General features: G+C 74.1%; 1 protein-coding gene. It reads right to left on the reverse strand.

What is annotated here, in order from left to right; translation table 11 throughout:
* Positions 1-81 precede the first annotated feature (81 nt).
* Positions 82-19047 (reverse strand): SDR family NAD(P)-dependent oxidoreductase, encoded by an 18966-nt coding sequence (locus tag ACFUNE_RS11745; RefSeq protein ID WP_383565295.1) that lies wholly within the window; start codon positions 19045-19047, stop codon positions 82-84.
* Positions 19048-19052 lie beyond the last annotated feature (5 nt).

Here is a 19052-nt window from a genome sequence, read left to right on the forward strand (position 1 = left end):
CTCTCCGTGTGTGTGTACCCGGTGGGGCGCCCGCCCGGCAGCCGCCGGCACGGCCGGGGTGCCGGGGCGTGTGGCGCGGCGTCAGTCGCTCAGTTCTCGGTCCAGCAGCCCGAACAGCTCATCATCGGAGGCTGAATCCATTCCAAAGGAGGCCTCCTGGGGGCCTGTGGACGGCGTGTCCAGGGTGCCGAGTGCGGTCCTGAGCGCCTGGACGAGCCGGGCCCGTCCCATGTCGTCGTCCGCGAGGGCTGATGCCGCGGACACCCAGGTGTCGAGGGAGAGGGCGTCGAAGACGGGCTGCTCGACCGTGTACCGCCGTGCCAGGTGTTCCGTGAGCGCGCGTACGGTCGGATGATCGAACAGCAGCGTGGCGGGCAGTCGTTCGCCCACCTCGGCTCCGAGCCTGTTGCGCAGTTCGACCGCGGTGAGTGAGTCGAGACCCAGGTCGAACAGTCCTCGTTCCTCGGGTACCTGACCGGCCCTGGCGATGCCCAGGACTTCCGCCACGGCGGTCGTCACGGTGGTGTGCAGCAGGGCGTGTACGGCGTCCGGAGCCAGTCCGGCGGCGCGTCGGCCGATGGGGAGGAGGGCGTCGCCGCCGGTCCCTGCGGGTGTCTGGGGGCTCGTGGCCGGGGCTGTCGTCTCCGGGAGCCGGCCCGCCGCCGAGCGGTCGAACCTGACCGGGACGAACAGCGCGCGGCCGGTGGCGCGGGAGTCCTCCAGGGACCGGTCGAGCAGCGCCAGTCCGTCGGGGACACTCAGCGGACGGATGCCGAGCCGCTCCATGCGGGCACGGGCGGGTGCGTCCAGCGTGGCGCCCATCCCGCTGCCCCCGGAACTCTCCCACAGGCCCCAGGCCAGCGACGTACCCGCAAGACCGGCCGCCCTGCGGTGCTGGGCGAGGGCGTCGAGGTAGCTGTTGGCCGCAGCGTAGGCGGACTGGCCCGCGTTGCCGAGTACTCCTGCGACGGAGGAGAACAGGACGAATGCGGAGAGCGGCACATCCTCGGTGAGCCGGTGCAGATGCCCGGCGGCGTCGGTCTTCGGGCGCAGCACCAGGTCGAGCTGGTCGGCGGTGAGGTTGGCGAGCACCGCGTCCTGGAGCGTGCCGGCCGTGTGGAAGACCGCGGTCAGCGGGTGCGCACGGTCGATCCCGTCGAGCAGGCGCTCGACGGCCGGGCCTTCGGCGAGGTCGCAGGCGGCGGTCCGGGTGTCCGCCCGGTCCGCGAGTTCCTCGGCGAGGGCGCGCAACACCGGATCGTCGGCCCCGCGCCTGCTGACCAGCAGCAGCCTGCTGACGCCGTGCTCCTCGACCAGGTGCCGCGCGACAGCCGAGCCGAGGGCTCCGCCCGCGCCCGTGACCAGGACGGTTCCGCCACCGAAGGGCGGTACCGCTTCGGCGCCCTCGGCCGGGGCGCCCGCCGGGCCGCCTGCCGGTGTCGCGGCCGAGGGCTCCGCCTCCCGCAGCACGGGCCGGTACGCCTCGCCCCCGCGCAGTGCCAGTTGCTCCCTCCGTGCGGCCACCGCGCGGGGCAGCAGCGCGACCGAGCCGGGGTGCCCGTCACTGTCGACGATGCTGATCCTTCCCGGGTGTTCGTGCTGCGCGGACCGCAGGAGACCCCACAGCGGAGCCTGCGTGAGCCCCGGTACCCCGTCGGTGTCGAGGGCGGCGACGGCCCCGGTCGTCAGGACCGTCAGGTGGCTGTGCTCGGGCAGGCCGGTGATCAAGTCCCGTACGGCGAGCAGGTTGCGCCGGATGTCGTCGTGGGCGGGGACGACGACGAGTACGTCCGCGTCCGGGTCCGGCTCCGACACCACCGGGAAGGGCAGATCGTCGGGTGCGGTGCCTGTCACCAACGCGACCGTCCGGCCGGCGACCCCGTCGTCGAGGGGCTCTTCCGGGACCCACAGGAGCGTGTGCGGCAGCAGCGGGGCCCGTCGGCCGGAGGCCAGAGCGCCGGTGGAGACCGGGCGCAGCCGCACCTCATCCGCTGTCAGGACAGGCGCTCCCTGTTCGTCGGTGATCTCCAGCGCGAAGGAGGTGTTCGACCGCGTGGTGATGGTGGCTCGGAGCGGACCGGCCGGGACCGTGTGCAACCGCACTCCGTACCAGCCGTACGGGACGAGGAGACGGGGAGCGCCGTTGTCGTAGCCGGTCGTTCCGGAGGAGCTGGTTCCTGAACTGCCGGCGCTCCCGTCGCGGGGGACTTCGCCAGGACTGTCCTCGGGGCGGGCGGCGAGCCAGCCATGGAGTACGGAGTCGAGCAGCCCGGCCGCCGGTGCCTGTCCGGTGTCGGCCTCGGCGTACAGCGCGTCCTCGGTGCGCCACAGGGCCCGCAGCCCACGGAAGCCGGGGCCGTAGTCGTATCCCCGGCGGGCCAAGGTGTCGTACAGCCCGTCGAGCGGCACTCGGAGCGCCTCCGGGGGGCGGTGCCCGGACGTCCCCGCGGCAGCGGTCGTGCCGGCTTCGGCGGTGAGCGTGGCCTCTGCGTGCAAGGTCCAGGGCGCCGATCCGGCCGCCCTCCCGTGGACGCGGACCATCGGTCCGGTCACCGTGACCCTCAGTTGGATCTCCGTCTCCTCCTCCACCACCACAGGTGCGTGCAGGGTGAGTTCCTCAACGACCGGCTGGTCGTGCCGGGCAGCGAGTGCCCCGATCAGCTCGACCAGGGAGGTGGCGGGCAGCAAGGGTGTCCCGAACAGCGCGTGGCCGGTGAGCCACGGCTGCCGCCGGTGGGAGAGCACCCCGGTGTAGACCGTGTGCGTGCCGTCGGGGTCCGTGAGGGAGGCCGACAGCAGTGGCAGACCGGGGTCGTCCGCGCCGATGCCGTGCGCGGTGGCGTCCTCGGCGAGGGGCGGCAGCAGCCACAGATGCTCCTGCTGGAAGGGGTAGGTGGGCAGGGGCACCGGTCGGGCGCCGCCGCCGATGAGGGCCGGCCAGTCCCACTCGACGCCCGCCGTGTGGGCTCGGGCGACCGCGGTCCACACCGCGGTCACCTCGTCCTTCTTGCGGTCGAGGAAGGCCAGCGCGGCGGTCCTCCCGCCCAGGTCGCACTGGTCCGCCAGGGCGGTCAGGGAGGCGTCGGGGCCGATCTCCAGGAAGTGGGCGGCGCCCAGCTCCCGCAGCCGGTGAAGCGCGTCGGCGAACCGCACGGTGGAACGGACCTGGTCGGCCCAGTACGCGGCGGAGGCGAGCTGTTCGTGGTCCGTCTCCCGTCCGGTCAGCGTGGAGACGAGAACGGCGTTCAGGGGGCTGGTCGTCAGCCGGCCCAGCTCGGCCCGGAAGGGCTCCGTCATCGGATCCATGCGGGCGGAGTGGAACGCGTGGCTGACGGTGAGCCGTCTGGTGCGCCGTCCGGCGGTCCTCAGGACCGCGTCGATCCGGTCGATCGCGTCCGCGTCCCCGGACAGCACGGTCGCCGAGGGGGCGTTGACGGCGGCGATGTCCACTCCGGACAGGTCTCCGACCAGCTCCTCGATGGTCCCGGTGTGTGCCTGGACTGCCAGCATCGCGCCGCCGGGCGGCAGTTCCTGCATCAGCCGTCCTCGGACGCCGACCAGTTCCACGGCCTCGCGGAGGCCGAGCGCACCGCCGAGGTGCGCGGCGGTGATCTCTCCGATGGAGTGTCCTGCGAGCAGTCCCGGCCGTAGCCCCCAGCTCTCCAGCAGCCGGAACAGCGCGACCTCCACGGTGAACAGGGCGGCCTGGGTGTAGCGGGTCGCGTCCAGATCGGGCGCTCCCTCCTCGGCACCCTCCGGCGTGTCCCGGTGCACGCCGCCCTCGATCGCTGCGGCCACGTCGATGCCCTCCGCCCGGCGGAACTCCGCGCAGACCGCGTCGAATGCCGCGGCGTAGGCGGGGAACGCGCGGTACAGCCCGCTGCCCATGCCGGTGCGCTGGCTGCCCTGACCTGTGAGGAGCACGGCCGTCCCGCCGCGTACCGGAGAACCGGTGACCACGACGGGGTAGGTACCGGGTTCCGGCGCGGTGCCCCGGGAGACGTGGTCGAGGCCTGCCAGGAGTTCGGCCAGGTCGTGGCCCACGACCACCGCGCGCAGGTCGAAGGCGGTGCGGGTGGTGGCCAGCGCCAGCGCCACATCGCGGATGGCGACGTCGCTCTGCCCGGTGAGGTGTCGCGTCAGGCGGGTGGCCTGGTCGCGAAGCCCTTGTGCCGTACGGGCGCTGAGCACCCAGGGCACGGGCCGCAGGCCCTCCTCGTGCTGCTCGCCCTCCCCTGCGGGTTCGCCGCGGGTGATGACCGGGCGGGCCGCCGGTCCGCCCTCCTCCAGGACGATGTGGGCGTTGGTGCCCCCGATACCGAAGGAGGAGACGGCGGAGCGCCGCGGCTCCTCGCCGTCCGGCCAGTCGGCCGGCGTGACCGGTACGTCCACCTCTCCCCCGGCCCAGTCGACGTGCTCCGAGCGGCGTTCGGCGTGCAGGGTCCCCGGCACCTTGCCCCGGTTCATGGCCAGCACCATCTTGATGATGCCGGCCACGCCGGCGGCGGCCTGGGTGTGTCCGATGTTGGACTTGAGAGAGCCCATCAGCAGGGGGGTACGCGCTCCGCGTCCGCTTCCGTACGTGCGCAGCACAGCGCCCGCTTCTATGGGATCGCCGAGCCTGGTGCCGGTGCCGTGCGCCTCCAGTACGTCGATCTGCCCGGGTCGCAGTCCGGCGGCGTGCAGGGCGCTGTGGATGACCCTCTCCTGCGCGGGCCCGTTGGGTGCGGTCAGGCCGTTGCTCGCACCGTCCTGATTGACGGCGGAGCCCCGGACGACGGCGAGGACACGGCGCCCGTGGCGCCGGGCGTCGGAGAGCTTCTCCAGGACCAGCAGTCCCACACCCTCGCCCCAGGCCGTGCCGTCGGCGCCGGCGGAGAACGGCTTGCAGCGGCCGTCGGGGGCCAACCCCCGCTGGCGGCTGAACTCGATGAACGTGGCGGGGCTCGCCATCACCGTGGCACCGCCGGCGAGGGCCAGGGTGCATTCGCCCAGCCTCAGCGCCTGGGCGGCCTGATGGACCGCCACCAGGGAGGAGGAGCAGGCGGTGTCGACCGTGAGCGCCGGGCCTTCGAGGCCGAGGGTGTAGGAGATCCGTCCGGACGCGACGCTGCCCGCGCTGCCGCTGACCAGATAGCCCTCCAGGTCCTTGGCGGCGCCCCGGTGCTGGTGGACGCGGGCGCCGTAGTCGGAGTACATGACACCGACGAACACGCCGCTGCGCGAGCCGCGCAGGCCCGCCGGGTCGATCCCGGCGTTCTCCGCGGCTTCCCAGGCCGTCTGCAGCAGGAGCCGCTGCTGGGGGTCGACGGCCAGCGCTTCGCGCGGGCTGATCCCGAAGAACTCGGGGTCGAACTCGGCCGCGTCGTGGAGGAACCCCCCGCGTCGGGTGGCCGAGGTGCCCGGGTGGTCCGGGTCCGGGTCGAACAGGTCGAGGTCCCAGCCGCGGTCCGTGGGGAACGGCGTGGTGGCGTCGGTACCCGACATCAGGAGCTCCCACAGGTCCTGCGGGTTCCGCACGCCGCCGGGGAAGCGGCAGGCCATCCCGACGATCACCACGGGGTCGTCCTCGTCCTCCTCGGGCCGGGGTACAGGTGCCGTGTCCGGCGCCGGTGCCGTGTCCGGCGCCGGCTCGACCAGCGTCGTCAGGAAGCGGGTGAGCGCACCGGGGTTCGGGTGGTCGAAGACGATGGTGCCCGGCAGCCGGAGCCCCAGGTCCTCACCGAGCCTGTTGCGCAGTTCGACCGCGGTCAGCGAGTCGAAGCCCAGGTCGGTGAAGGGGCGTTCGGGGTCAACGGCGGTGGGCTGCTGGTGGCCGAGCACCTCGGCCACCGCTGTCAGGACGGTCGCCGCCAGATCCGTGGCCCCCGCGGCTGCCGCGGTCCGCCTCCGGGGCGGTCCGGCCGGCCCGTCCTGAGGGGCCGTGCCGTTCACCGCCCTGAGGTCGAGCCTGGCCGCGACGACGGCGGAGAGGTCCGGGCCGTCCGGTCGCAGCGCGCGGTCGAGGAGCGCGAGGGCGTCGGCCGCGGCGAGCGGCCGGATCCCCGCACGGGCGAGCCGGTCCACGTCGCGGCGGGCCAGCCCCCCGGCCAGTCCGTCCGCCAGGTCCCACAGGCCCCAGTGCACGGTCAGTGCGTCCTTCCCGGCGGCCCTGCGTCGGTGTGCCACGGCCTCCAGCGCCGCGTTGGCCGCGCTGTAGCCGCTCTGACCCGCCGTGCCGAGCACACCCGCGACCGAGCCGTACAGCACGAAGGCGTCCAGCTCGGTGTCACGGGTCAGTTCGTCCAGGTGCTCCGCCGCGACCGCCTTGGCGCCGAGGACCGTGCGCAACGCCTCGGGCGACAGTTGCTCGATCACGGAGTCCTCGGTGATCGCGGCGGCGTGCACCACCGCGGACAGCTGCCGGCCCGGGCCGGACAGCAGCGAGGCCACGTCCCGCCGGTCCGTGAGGTCGCAGGCCGCGATGCCCACCTCGGCGCCGAGGGAGGTCAGTTCGCCGCGTGCGAGTTCGGCGTCCGGGTGGTTCCCGCCGCGGCGGGAGACCAGCAGGAGCCTGCGAACGCCGTACCGCTCGACCAGATGGCGCGCGGTGGCGCGGCCCACCGCACCGGTGCCGCCGGTGATGAGTACGGTCCCCCCGGCGGCGCTGCGCGGCCACACGGGGGCGCCGTCGACGGCGTGCGGCGCGGAGGCGGGGGCTTCGGGCACCGTGACGAGCCGGGGTGTGCGAATCTCGCCCCGTCGTACGGCGGACTGCGGTCCCGACGAGGCTGCAGCGGTCAGCAGGGCCGGGTCACCGGTGCCGCTGTCGTCGGTGTCCACGAGCGCGAAGCGGCCCGGGTGCTCGGACTGGGCGGCCCTGACGAGGCCCCAGAGAGCGGCGGTGGCGGGGTCGGCCTCCTCCCCCTCGGCGACGGCCAGGTGCCGGGTGACGAAGGCGAGACGGCCGTCAGGAGCTCCGGCGGCCAGGTGTTCACCGATCGTGGCCCGTGCGAACTCGGCCGCGCTGGGGACGTCCTGATGTGGCTCCAGGCGGACGAGGGTGACGTCTCCCGTGCCTCCCGGCCCGCGACGCACGGGCTGCCAGTCCAGCCGGTACAGTCCGCCGCCGGCGGACAGGGGCCGCAGCTGAAGCCGCTCGATGGTCAGCACGGGGTTCCCGTCCCCGTCGGTCAGTTCGACGCGGTGGCTGCCCGGTCCGGATCCGGTGACGGTGGCGCGCACGTGTGAGGCGTGAGCCCTGTGCAGCCGCACTCCGTCCAGGGCGTACGGCACGAGGGTTCCCCCTCCCAGCGCGCTCAGAGGGAAGGCGTGCAGCGCGGCGTCGAGCAGCGCGGGATGCAGTCCGTAGCGGGAGGCCTGCGCGGTGTCGGACGCGGGCAGTGCGGCCTCGGCGTGGAGACCGCCGTCCGTGCGCCGGGCCCCGACGAGGGAGCGGAACGCGCCCGTGTACTCGTATCCGTGCTCCGCCAGCCGCTGATAGGCGTCATCGGGGCCGTCGGGGGCCAGCGGTTCGCCGATGTCCACGGCGCCGTAGGGCTCGGGGGCGACCGGTTCGTGGGTGAGGGTCGCCGTGGCGTGCACCGTCCATCGGCCGTCGGAGGAACCGGATCGTACGGTCAGTTCGCCGTCCGGGCCCACGACCGCCTGGATCGGGGTCTCACCGGGCCCGAGTTCCAGCGGTGCCTGCACGACGAGGTCACGGATGGTCGCCCGGCCGTCGGCGTGCGCCACCGTGAGGGCGAGTTCGAGCAGGGCGGCGGCCGGCAGAAGCGCTCGTCCGTCGATCCGGTGTCCGTCGAGCCAGGGGTTCAGCCTCGGTGAGAGCGCTCCGGTGTGCAGGGTGCCCCCGTCGGGGAGCCCCGTGGTCGCGGTGAGCAGCGGGTGGGGCGAGGCGTCGAGGCCGTGGCTGGCCCCCGCGGCCCCGCGATCGGCCGCACCGGGGTCCTCGAGCCAGTACCGGCGGGTCTCGAATGGATACACGGGAAGGTCGACCAGTTGTCCCGGTGCGGCATCAGGGGTCAGGTCGAGCGGTGTTCCCGCGATGTGCAGCCTGCTCAGTGCCGCGCGTACGGTGTCCGCCTCGGGCTGTCCCTTGCGCAGCAGGGGTACGGCCACAACCGGGGACGCGTCCGGCCGGTCAGGGAGGAGTGCGGCGAGCGAACCGTCCGGGCCGAGTTCCGCGAAGGCGTTCACTCCGAGCGCGAGAGCGCTGCGGACCGCGTCGTGGAAGAGCACCGGCTTCCGGATCTGCCCGACCCAGTACTCCGGCCGTGACATCTCGTCGGCGCCGACGGGTGAGCCGGTGACCGTGGAGATGACCGGCACCGAGGGTGCGGCGAAGGTGAGGGCGGACACTTCCTCACGGAAGGCGTCGAGGACCTCGTCCATGTGAGCGGAGTGGAAGGCGTGGCTGACCGAGAGCGCGGTGGCCTTGTGCCCCTCGGTTCTCCAGCGCTCCACGAGGGCGGCGACGGCGTCGGCGTCACCGGACAGCACGACGGCTTCCGGTCCGTTGACGGCGGCGAGTTCCACGGCGCCGTCGAAGGTGGCCAGCAGCTCGCCGGCCTGCTCCGGGGTCGCGGCGAACGCCGCCATCGCGCCCGACTGCCGGGCCGCCCCCATCAGCCGGCCCCGGGCGGCCACGAGCGCGGCGGCGTCGGCCGCGCCGAGGATGCCGGACACGTGCGCCGCGGCGACCTCACCGACGGAGTGGCCGATGAGGAAGTCGGGGCGCAGGCCGTGGTGTTCGGCCAGGCGGTACAGGGCGGTCCCGAGAGCGAACAGAGCGGGCTGCGCGTATTCGGTGCGCCGCAGGAGCTCCGCGTCCGCCGCGAGCAGTGCGCGCAGACCGGTGCCGATGAGCGGCTCGATGTGAGCGGCCGCCTCGTCGAACGCGGCGGCGAAGACCGCTGAGGACTCCAGGAGCCCGGTGCCCATGCCGACGCGCTGAGCTCCCTGCCCGGAGAACAGGAACGCGAGCCGGGCCTCGGAGGCGGCGCGGCCGGTGAACGCCGCGGGGTGCCGTCCCCCGTCCCTCACTGCCGCGAGGGCGTCGAGCAGCGCGGGGCCGCCGTGGGCGACGGCCCGGTGGGCGAAGCGGGAGCGGCGGGCGAGCGTGTGGGCGACGTCCCCGACGGCGGGGGGCTGTTCCGAGGTCAGGAGGCGGTGCAGCCGGGCCGCCTGGGTACGCAGCGCGGTCGGGGTCTTCGCGGAGAGGAGCAGGGCGGGCTCGCCGGGAGCCGGTACGGCCCGGGGTGGTGCCTCGCCGGTCACCGGCTCGGGGGCCTGTTCGAGGATGACGTGGCTGTTGGTGCCGCTGATACCGAACGACGACACGCCTGCCCTGCGCGGCCGGGCGTGCTCGGGCCAGGCAGTGGGCTCCTGGAGCAGAGACAGTCCGGATTCGTCCCAGGACACGTGGCCGGAGGGAGTGCCGGCGTGCAGGGTGCGGGGCAGTACCCCGTGGCGCAGCGCCATGACGGTCTTGATGACACCGGCGACCCCGGCGGCGGCCTGGGTGTGCCCGATGTTCGACTTCAGGGAGCCGAGCAGGAGAGGGCTCGTGCGGTTCTGGGCGTAGGCGGCCGTCAGCGCGCGTACCTCGATCGGGTCACCGAGACGGGTCCCCGTGCCGTGTCCCTCCACCGCGTCCACCTCGTGCGGAGCGAGTCCCGCGTCGGCGAGGGCGCGCGCGATGACCTCCTCCTGCGCACGGCCGTTGGGGGCGGTCAGGCCGTTGCTCGCCCCGTCCTGGTTGACGGCCGTACCCGCCACGACGGCGACGACCCGGTGGCCGAGGTTCCGGGCGCGCGACAGCCGCTCGACGACCAGGATGCCCGCGCCTTCCGACCAGCCGGTGCCGTCCGCCCCGTCCCCGAAAGCCTTGCAGCGTCCGTCGGCGGAGAGTCCGCGCTGACGGGAGAACTCCACGAAGGTCGCCGGGGACGCCATGACGGCCACTCCGCCCGCCAGGGCCGTCGCGCACTCACCGGACCGCACAGCGCGTACGGCGAGGTCGAGGGCGACGAGGGACGAGGAGCAGGCGGTGTCCACGGTAAGGGCGGGGCCGCGCAGGCCGAGGACGTAGGAGATCCGCCCCGAGGCCACACTGGACTGATTGCCCGCCAGCAGCAGCCCTTCGACCTCCTCGGGAGAGCTGTGCAGCCGGGCCGCGTAGTCGTCGTACATGGCGCCGATGAAGACGCCCGTGTCGGAGTCCTTCAGGGAGTGCGGGTCGATGCCGGCGCGCTCCAGCGCCTCCCAGGTGATCTGGAGCAGCAGTCGTTGCTGAGGGTCGGTGGCAAGGGACTCACGCGGGCTCATCCCGAAGAAGTCCGCGTCGAACTCGGCGGCCTCGCGCAGGAATCCACCGCGCCTGGTGTAGGTGGTCCCCTTGTGATCGGGGTCGGGGTCGTACAGGGCCTCCAGGTCCCAGCCCCGGTCGGTGGGGAAGTCACCGGTCGCGTCGACGCCGTCGGCAACCAGTTGCCACAGTTCGTCGGGCGAGGTGACTCCACCGGGGAAGCGGCAGCCCATCCCGACGATGACCACGGGGTCGTCGGCGTCGGCGCGCTCGGTGACGGGCGCGGCGGCGGCCGGGGCCGCCTGGTACTCGAACGCCTCCAGCAGGTGGGCGGCGAGGCTGCCGACCGTCGGGTGCTCGAAGACGATCGTCGCGGGCAACGGGAGCCTGGTCAGGGCGGTCAGCCGGTTGCGGAGCTCCACACTGGTCAGCGAGTCGAAGCCGAGTTCCTTGAAGGCCCGTGCGGCGTCGATGCCATCCGTCCCGTCGTGTCCGAGCACTTGGGCCGCCTGCTCCCGCAGCAGTGCCACGAGGGTGCGGAGCCTCTCCTGCGGCGGCCGGGCGGCGATGCGCCGGGCCCAGGCTCCGCCCGTGCCGGCGCCGCGACGCGCGGCTTCGGGCACCGCGACCAGGCCGGACAGCAGCGCGGGCAGGCGTCCGGCCGCGGCTTCCTCGCGCAGCGCGCCCTCGTCGAGCGGCGAGAGGACGGTGTGCGCCTCGGTCACGCGTTCCAGGGCGTCCAGGCCCGCTTCGGCGGTTACGGCGCCGATGCCGTACCGGGCCAGTCGCGCCCGGTCACGTTCGTCCAGGTGCCCGGTCATGGCGCCGGACTCCTCCCACAGCCCCCAGGCCACGGAGGTCGCGGGCAGCCCCCGTTCACGCCGGTGAGCGGCGAGGGCGTCCAGGAAGGTGTTGCCCGCTGCGTAGTTGCCCTGCCCGGGCACGCCGTAGGTGGCGACGGCGGACGAGAAGAGGACGAAGGAGTCCAGCTCCTGATCGAGGGTCAGTTCGTGCAGCAGCCAGGCGGCGTCCACCTTCGGCCGCAGCGCCGTGTGCAGCTGCTCGGACGTCATGTCCTGCACGGTCGCGTCGGCGAGCAGCCCGGCGGTGTGCACGACGGACCGCAGCGGCCGGTCCGGCGGGATCCGGTCGAGCAGCGCGGCCAGCGCCGGGCGGTCGGTGACGTCGCAGCTCTCGATGGTCACCTCGGCACCTTGCTCACGCAGCCGGGCGGCGAGTGGTGCCGCGCCGGGAGCGTCAGGACCCGACCGGCTGACGAGCAGCAGGTGCGGCGACGGCGACTGCTCGGCAAGCCGCTGCGCGACGAGGGCGCCCAGGGCGCCGGTGCCGCCGGTGATCAGCACCGTGCGGGGTCCGGTGGTGGCGGGCCGCCCGGCCGGGGCGAGACGGAGTCCGGTGATCCGGGGCACGTGGGGGACGCCGCTCCGGACGGAGACCTCGGGTTCTGTGTAGGGGGCGGCCAGCAGGGCGGCCGGAGCGGGGGCGTCGGTGTCCACGAGCGCGAAGCGACCGGGATGTTCGGCGGCTGCCGTGCGCAGCAGTCCGCGCAGCGGAGCCACCGCGAGGTCACCCGCCCCGAGCACGGCGAGCAGTCGGCTGTCGGCGAGCACGGGTTCGGCCAGCCATCGCTGGAGCAGGACCAGCAGTGCGGCGGATACGTGGTGGGCCGCCTCGGCGGTGTCCGTCCCGTCCGCCGGCCCGAAGGGGACGAGCACCGTTTCGGGTGCCGTTCCCGATGCGATTGCCGCTGCGATCAGCTCGTCGGGTCCGGCGAGGGCCGCGCCTGCGCCGGTGACCAGGGCGGTGTCCCCGTACCCGGCGAGGAGGGCATGTGAGCCGGCCTGCACGGTGGGAACCGCGACCGGCCGCCAATCGACCCGGTGGGCGTCCGGCCGGCCGTGGAGCGGTGCGAGTTCCTCGCGTCGTACGGGGCGGAAGGCGAGGGAGGCGATCCGGACGAGTGGCTGTCCACCCTCGTCGGCCATGACGAACTCATAGCGATCGTCGGCGAGTTCGCGGATCCTGACCCGAAGGCTTCCGGCCCCGGCGGCCGGGCCGAACAGTTGTATCTGTTCGAGGGCGAAGGGCAGTAGAGGCTGTTCGGGGTCGGGCTCGCGCCGGCCGGTGAGTCCGGCGACCACAGGATGCAGGGCGGCGTCGAGCAGAGCGGGATGGACGGTGAAGTCGTCGCGTCCCGGTGCGGCGAGATCCCGTCCGGCCGCGATCTCCGCGTAGAGGGTGTCCCCGAGGCGGTGAGCCGCCACGAGGCCCTGGAAGGCGGGCCCGTAGTCGTAGCCCAGTCGGTAGAGGGCGGTGTAGACGTCGTCGAGTTCCACCGGCGTGGCGGTGGCGGGCACCAGCACGGCGGCCGGGAGCGGGTCGGTGCGCGGGCCCAGCGTCGCCGAGGCATAGCGGGTCCACGGCTGGTCGTCGGCGGTGCGGGCGTGGATGCCCAGATCGCGGCGGCCGTCGTCGTCGGGCGCGCCGATCAGTACCTGGAGCTGGAGCGGCTGTTCGCCGGCCAGCGGCAGGGGGGCCAGGACCGTCAGCGCCGCGACCTCGGCTTCACCGGTCAGCCGGGCCGCGTGCAGGGCGAGTTCGGCGAAGCCGGTGCCGGGCAGGATCGCCCTGCCGAGGACGCTGTGGTCGAGCAGCCAGGGGTGGCTGCGGGGGTCGATGCGGCCGGTCAGAGCCAGGCCACCGTCGGCCAGAGCGATCCGGGCGCTCAGCAGGGGATGCCCGGCCGTGGCGAGACCGAGCCGGGATGCCTGCGCGCCACCGCCGGTGGTGGTGAGCCAGTACCGGTGCGGGGCGAAGGTGTAGGTGGGCAGTTCGTGCGGGTCGGTGACCGGCAGGGGCGGGGCGGGCCAGCTGACCGGCACCCCGCCGAGGTCCGCCAGGGCCAGTGCCCGGCGCAGGGCGGGCAGTCCGCCTTCCTCGCGCCGCAGGGTGCCGCCGGTGAAGCCGCTGACGCCCCGGTCACCGAGGATCTCCTCGACGGCGTAGGTCAGCACGGGATGCGGGCTGATCTCGACGAACCGCCGGTGGCCGCTGTCGATCAGGCTGTGCACCGTCTCCTCGAAGCGCACGGTCTCACGCAGGTTGCGGTACCAGTAGCCGGCGTCCAGCGCGGAGGTGTCGTCGATACGGCCGCCGGTGACGGCCGAGTAGTAGGCGGTGGTCGCCCGGCCGGGCTCCAGCGGAGCACCCAGCTCCATCAGGTGCCCGTGCAGCGGATCCACGAAGCGGGTGTGCGAGGCGTAGTCGACCGGCACGCGCCGGGCACGTACGCCCTCTTGCTCGCACCGGGCGAGCAGATCGTCGAGGGCGGCGGTGCGCCCGGCGACCACCGTGGACCTGGGGCCGTTGCGTACGGCGATCTCCAGATCCCCGGGGTGGTGCTCCAGGAGCGGGGCGACAGCTTCGGCGCCGAGGGCCACGGAGACCATCCCGCTGTCACCCGCGATCCGCACCAGCGCCCGGCTGCGCAGCGTGACGATGCGGGCCGCGTCGGACAGCGACAGCGCCCCCGCGATGTGGGCGGCGGCGATCTCTCCCTGGGAGTGACCCACCACCGCGTCCGCCCGGACGCCCGCCGCCTCCCACAGGGCGGCCAGCGAGACCATCATGGCGAACAGCACCGGCTGGACCACGTCGACCCGCTCCAGCGGGGGCGCGCCCGGCTCGCCGCGCAGCACTGCCCTCAGGTCCCAGTCGGTGAAGGGGGCGAACGCCTCGGCGCAGGCCTCGACGGAGGATCGGAACACCTCGCTCCCGTCGAGGAGTTCACGCGCCATCCCGTCCCACTGGGAGCCTTGGCCGGGGAAGACGAAGACGGTACGCCCCGCTGTCCGTTCGCCGGTGTGGACCGCCCGGTGCACACCGCCCTCCGACAGTTCGGCCAACGCCTCGCGCAGTGTGGCGGGGTCGTCGGTGAGTACGGCGGCGCCGTGGCTGAGGGGAGTGCGGGCGGCCAGCTGCGCGGCGAGGGAGCCGGCACCGAGTTCCGGGCGGTCTCGCAGATGTGCGGCGAGTGTCCCCGCCTGTCGGCGCAGGGCCTCGGGCCCGTTGCCGTACACCAGGACGGGCCGGGACGGGACCTCGGTGGCGGGAGCGTCGCCGACGGCGGGGACAGCGGGCGGTTCGGGGGGCTGGGCAAGGATCACATGGGCGTTGGTGCCGCTGATCCCGAACGAGGAGACACCCGCCCTGCGGGGTCCCTCGTGCGCGGGCCACGGGGTGGCTTCGGTGAGCAGGCGCAGCCCCGACCCCTCCCAGGCCATCTGCGGGGACGGCTCGTCGGCGTGCAGGGTCGCCGGGAGCACCGCCGCGTTCAGCGCAAGCACGGTCTTGATCACACCACCGATGCCTGCGGCGGCCTGGCTGTGCCCGATGTTGGACTTGAGGGAGCCGAGGAGCAGCGGCGTGGTCCGGCCCCGCCCGTAGACGGCGGCCAGGGCGCGAGCCTCGATCGGGTCCCCCAGCCGGGTGCCGGTGCCGTGCGCCTCGACAGCGTCCACCTGGTGCGGGGCGAGTCCGGCGTCGGCCAGCGCACGGGCGATGACCTCTTCCTGCGCGCGGCCGTTGGGGGCGGTCAGACCGTTGCTCGCCCCGTCCTGGTTGACCGCGGTGCCCTCGACGACGGCGAGCACCCGGTGGCCGTTCCGGCGGGCGGCGGAAAGCCGTTCGACGACGACCGTGCCCACGCCCTCCGCCCAACCGGTGCCGGATGCACCGGCCCCGAAGGCACGGCAGCGTCCGTCCTCGGAGAGGCCGTGCTGGCGGGAGAACTCCACGAACATTCCGGGTGAGGCCATCACGGCTGCTCCGCCGGCCAGGGCCATGGAGCATTCGCCGGCCCGCACGGCCCGCACCGCGAGATCGAGCGCGACCAGGGACGATGAGCATGCGGTGTCCACGGTGAGCGCGGGGCCGCGCAGGCCGAGGACGTACGAGATCCGTCCCGAGGCCACGCTGATGGTGGAGCCGGTGAGCAGGTATCCGTCGGAGGACCCGTCACCCTCGTGGAGCCGGGGGGCGTAGTCGGACGCGGTCGCGCCGATGAACACCCCTGTGTCGGTGTCCTTGAAGGACCGCGGATCGCGGCCCGTGCGCTCCAGTGCCTCCCAGGCGGTCTGGAGCAGCAGCCGCTGCTGGGGGTCGATCGCCAGGGCCTCCCGGGGGCTTATCCCGAAGAACTCGGCGTCGAACTCGGCCGCGCCACCGAGGAATCCGCCGTGCCGGGTGGCGGAGGTTCCCGGGCGGTCGGGGGCGTCGGCGAACAGCTCCGTGAGGTCCCAGCCCCGGTCGTCGGGGAATTCGGTGATCGCGTCGGTCCCCTCGGCGACGAGGCGCCAGAGGTCGTCCGGGGATGACACACCGCCGGGGTAGCGGCACGCCATGCCGACGATCACGACGGGATCTGCGGTCGGGGCGGCGGCTGCCCCGGGGACGGCTGTCCCGAGGGCGGCTGTCCCGGGGGCGGGCTCGGCGTCGGCGTCGGCGTCGGCGTCGGCGTCGGCGTCGGCGTCGGCGTCGGCGTCGGCGTCGGCGTCGGCGTCGGCGTCGGCGTCGGCGTCGGCGGGGAGAATGCCGCGCAGATGGGCGATCAGCGCGGTGGCGGTCGGATGGCTGTAGAGCTCGGCTGCCGGAAGCTCGGTCGCCAGCCCCTCCTGCAACAGGTCGCTCAGCTCGACCAGGCCCAGAGAGTCGATGCCCAGGTCCTTGAACCCCGCCCCGGTGTCGATACGGGCAGGGTCGCTGTGGCCGAGCACGGTGGCGAGGGCGTCCAGGACCCGGCGTTCGACCTCGGCGTCGGCCGCGGTGTCCTCGGCCCGGAACCGCTGGGTGGGATCCGCGGCGGCACGGCCGTCCAGGCCCGCGGCCGGTCCGGGCACGGTGCGGACGGTGGTGTCCGTCCGTGGCGCGTCTGCGGAGTCGGTCCGGGAGTCCTCGATCTGGTCCAGCCAGTAGCGCTCCCGTTGGAAGGGATAGGTGGGCAGGTCGACCCGTGGCCCGTCGACCGGGAACACCTGGTCCATGTCCAGAGGCTGCCCCGCGGTGAACAGCCCGCCCACCGCACGGTCGACGTCGTCGTCCGTACCGAGCAGCGGCACATGGGCGGCCGCCCTGCCGCTCAGTTCGCGGCCGAGGCCACTGAGGGTGCGGCCGGGACCGGCCTCGGCGAAGACACCGGCGCCGAGGTCGCGCAGCCGCAGGAAGGCATCGGCGAACCGGACCGGGGACCGGGCGTGTTCGGTCCAGTAGGTGGCGTCGGTGGTGGTGACCACCTTCCCGGTCACCGTCGAGACGAAGGGGATCGCCGCCCGGCCGAAGGTGAGGGAAGCGAGTACGCCGCGGAACTCCTCGAGCATCGGGTCCATCAGCGGCGAGTGGAAGGCGTGGCTGACCCGCAGCGCCCGGGTCCGCAGACCCTGTTCGGCAGCGCGGGCCGCCAGCGCGTCCAGCACGTCGGCCGCACCGGAGACCACCACCGAGGCGGGCCCGTTGACCGCCGCGAGGGCCGCCTGTCCTCCGAGGCCCTCCAGCAGTGCTGCGGCCTCCGTCTCCGGCGCGGCCACGGCGAGCATCGCGCCCCCATCGGGGAGCCCTTCCATCAGCCGGCCGCGCGCGGTGATCAGCCTGGCCGCGTCCTGGAGGTCGAGGATCTCCGCGACGTGGGCAGCGGCCACTTCTCCGATGGAGTGCCCGGCGACGAATCCGGCCCGCAGGCCGAACGACGCGTACAGCCGGTAGGTCGCGACCTCGACGGCGAACAGGGCGGGCTGGGTGTACAGGGTCCGGTTCAGCAACTCCGCGTCGGCGCTGCCCGGAGCCGCCCACAGGATGTCCGTCAAGGGGCGCGGCAGCAGTCCGTCGAGTGCCTCAGCCACCTCGTCGAACGCGACGCGCCAAGCGGGGTGTCGTTCGTATGCGCGGCGCCCCATGCCGTTGCGCTGGCTGCCCTGGCCGGGGAACAGGACTGCGAGCGGGGCGTCCGTCGCCCCGCCGGTCAGTGCACCGGGTGCCGGACGACCCGCGGCGAGGGCGTCGAGACCGGCGAGCACGTCACCGGTGACGGCCGCCCGCCGGGCGAAAGCCGTTCTGGTCGTGGCCAGCGAGCGGGTGAGGCCGGGCGGCACCGCACCGTTACGGGCCACGAGCGCGCCGACCGCGGCAGCCTGATCGCGCAGGGCCCCGTCGGTACGGGCGCTGAGCAGGAGCGGCAGCCTGCCGATCGCCGGGTCGTCGCTGTGAGCCACAGGCGCCCCGGTCACGGGCGCTTCGTCCGCAGGCGCCCCGGTCACAGGCGCCTCGCTCACGGGCGCCCCGGCCACGGGCACCTCGGCCGCAGGCGCCTCGGCGACCACGATGTGGCAGTTGGTGCCGCCCATACCGAAGGAGCTGACACCCGCCACGAGCCGCTCCGCGGGCCTCGGCCAGGGTCCGTGTGCGGTGCGCACCGCCAGTCGCAGCCCGGCCAGGTCGATCCGGGGATTGGGTTCGGCGTGGTCGAGGGTCGCGGGCAGTTCCCGGTGCGCCACCCCCAGCACCGTCTTCAGCAGGCCGGTGATTCCCGCAGCGCCTTCCAGGTGGCCCACCTGGGGCTTGACGGAGCCGACTTCGAGAACCGGCGGGCCGTCCCGCCCATCCACCCCGCCGGTCGCGTCCGCACGACCGTCCCGGCCGAGGCCGCGGGCCAGCCCCAGTCCCTCGGCTTCCAGAGGGTCGCCCACCGGCGTCCCCGTCCCGTGAAGTTCGACGTACTGGAGGTCCTCCGGAGCCACTCCGGCCGCGTCGCAGGCCAGCCGGACCACCTCTGCCTGGGCCCGGCTGCTGGGGACGGTCAGCCCGTCGGTGGCCCCGTCGTTGTTGACCGCGCTGCCCAGGATCACCGCGTGCACCCGGTCGCCGTCCGCCAGCGCCTGGTCGAGGGGTTTGAGCAGGACGAGACCCGCTCCCTCGCCCCGCACGTAGCCGTTGGCGCGGCGGTCGAAGGTGTAGCAGTGCCCGTCGGGCGACAGGCCCCCGAACCGGGCCACGGCGGCGGTGGACTCGGGTGCGACGATCAGGTTGACGCCGCCCGCGAGGGCGAGCCGGGATTCCCCGCGCCACAGGCTCTCGCAGGCCAGGTGCACCGCGACCAAGGACGAGGACTGCGCGCTGTCGACGGCGATGCTGGGGCCGCGCAGACCGAGGGTGTACGACACCCGGTTGGCGATGATGCCGCGGGTGGTCCCGGTCAGCGTGTGCCGGCCGAGGGCGTCCGGACGGGACAGGGAGGCGTACTCGTCTGCGAGGGAGCCGATGAACACCCCGGTGCGCGTGGCGCGCAGGGCGCCGGGGACCACGCCCGCGTGCTCCAGGGCCTCCCAGCTCAGCTCGAGGATCAGCCGCTGCTGCGGGTCCATCGCCGCGGCCTCCCGCGGGGAGACCCCGAAGAACTCCGCGTCGAAGGTGTCGATCGAGTCGAGGTAGCCGCCGTAGCCGAGGCCCGGATGGCTCCCGGAGAGCCGGTCGGGCGCCGCGCCCGCCCTCTCCCGTGGGACCTCCCGGACGGCCCGGCGCCCCCCGCCGAGCAGCTGCCACAGCGCATCGGGGCCCGACGCTCCGGGCAGCCTGCAGGCCAGGCCGATCACGGCCACCGGTTGCCGGTCCGCGGCCTGCGCGGGTGCCGTGGTGCCGATGTCCTGGCCGGCCGCTGTGTCGTTGCCGCTCAACTCAC

Source organism: Streptomyces sp. NPDC057287 (genome assembly GCF_042667905.1).
GTDB lineage: Bacteria > Actinomycetota > Actinomycetes > Streptomycetales > Streptomycetaceae > Streptomyces.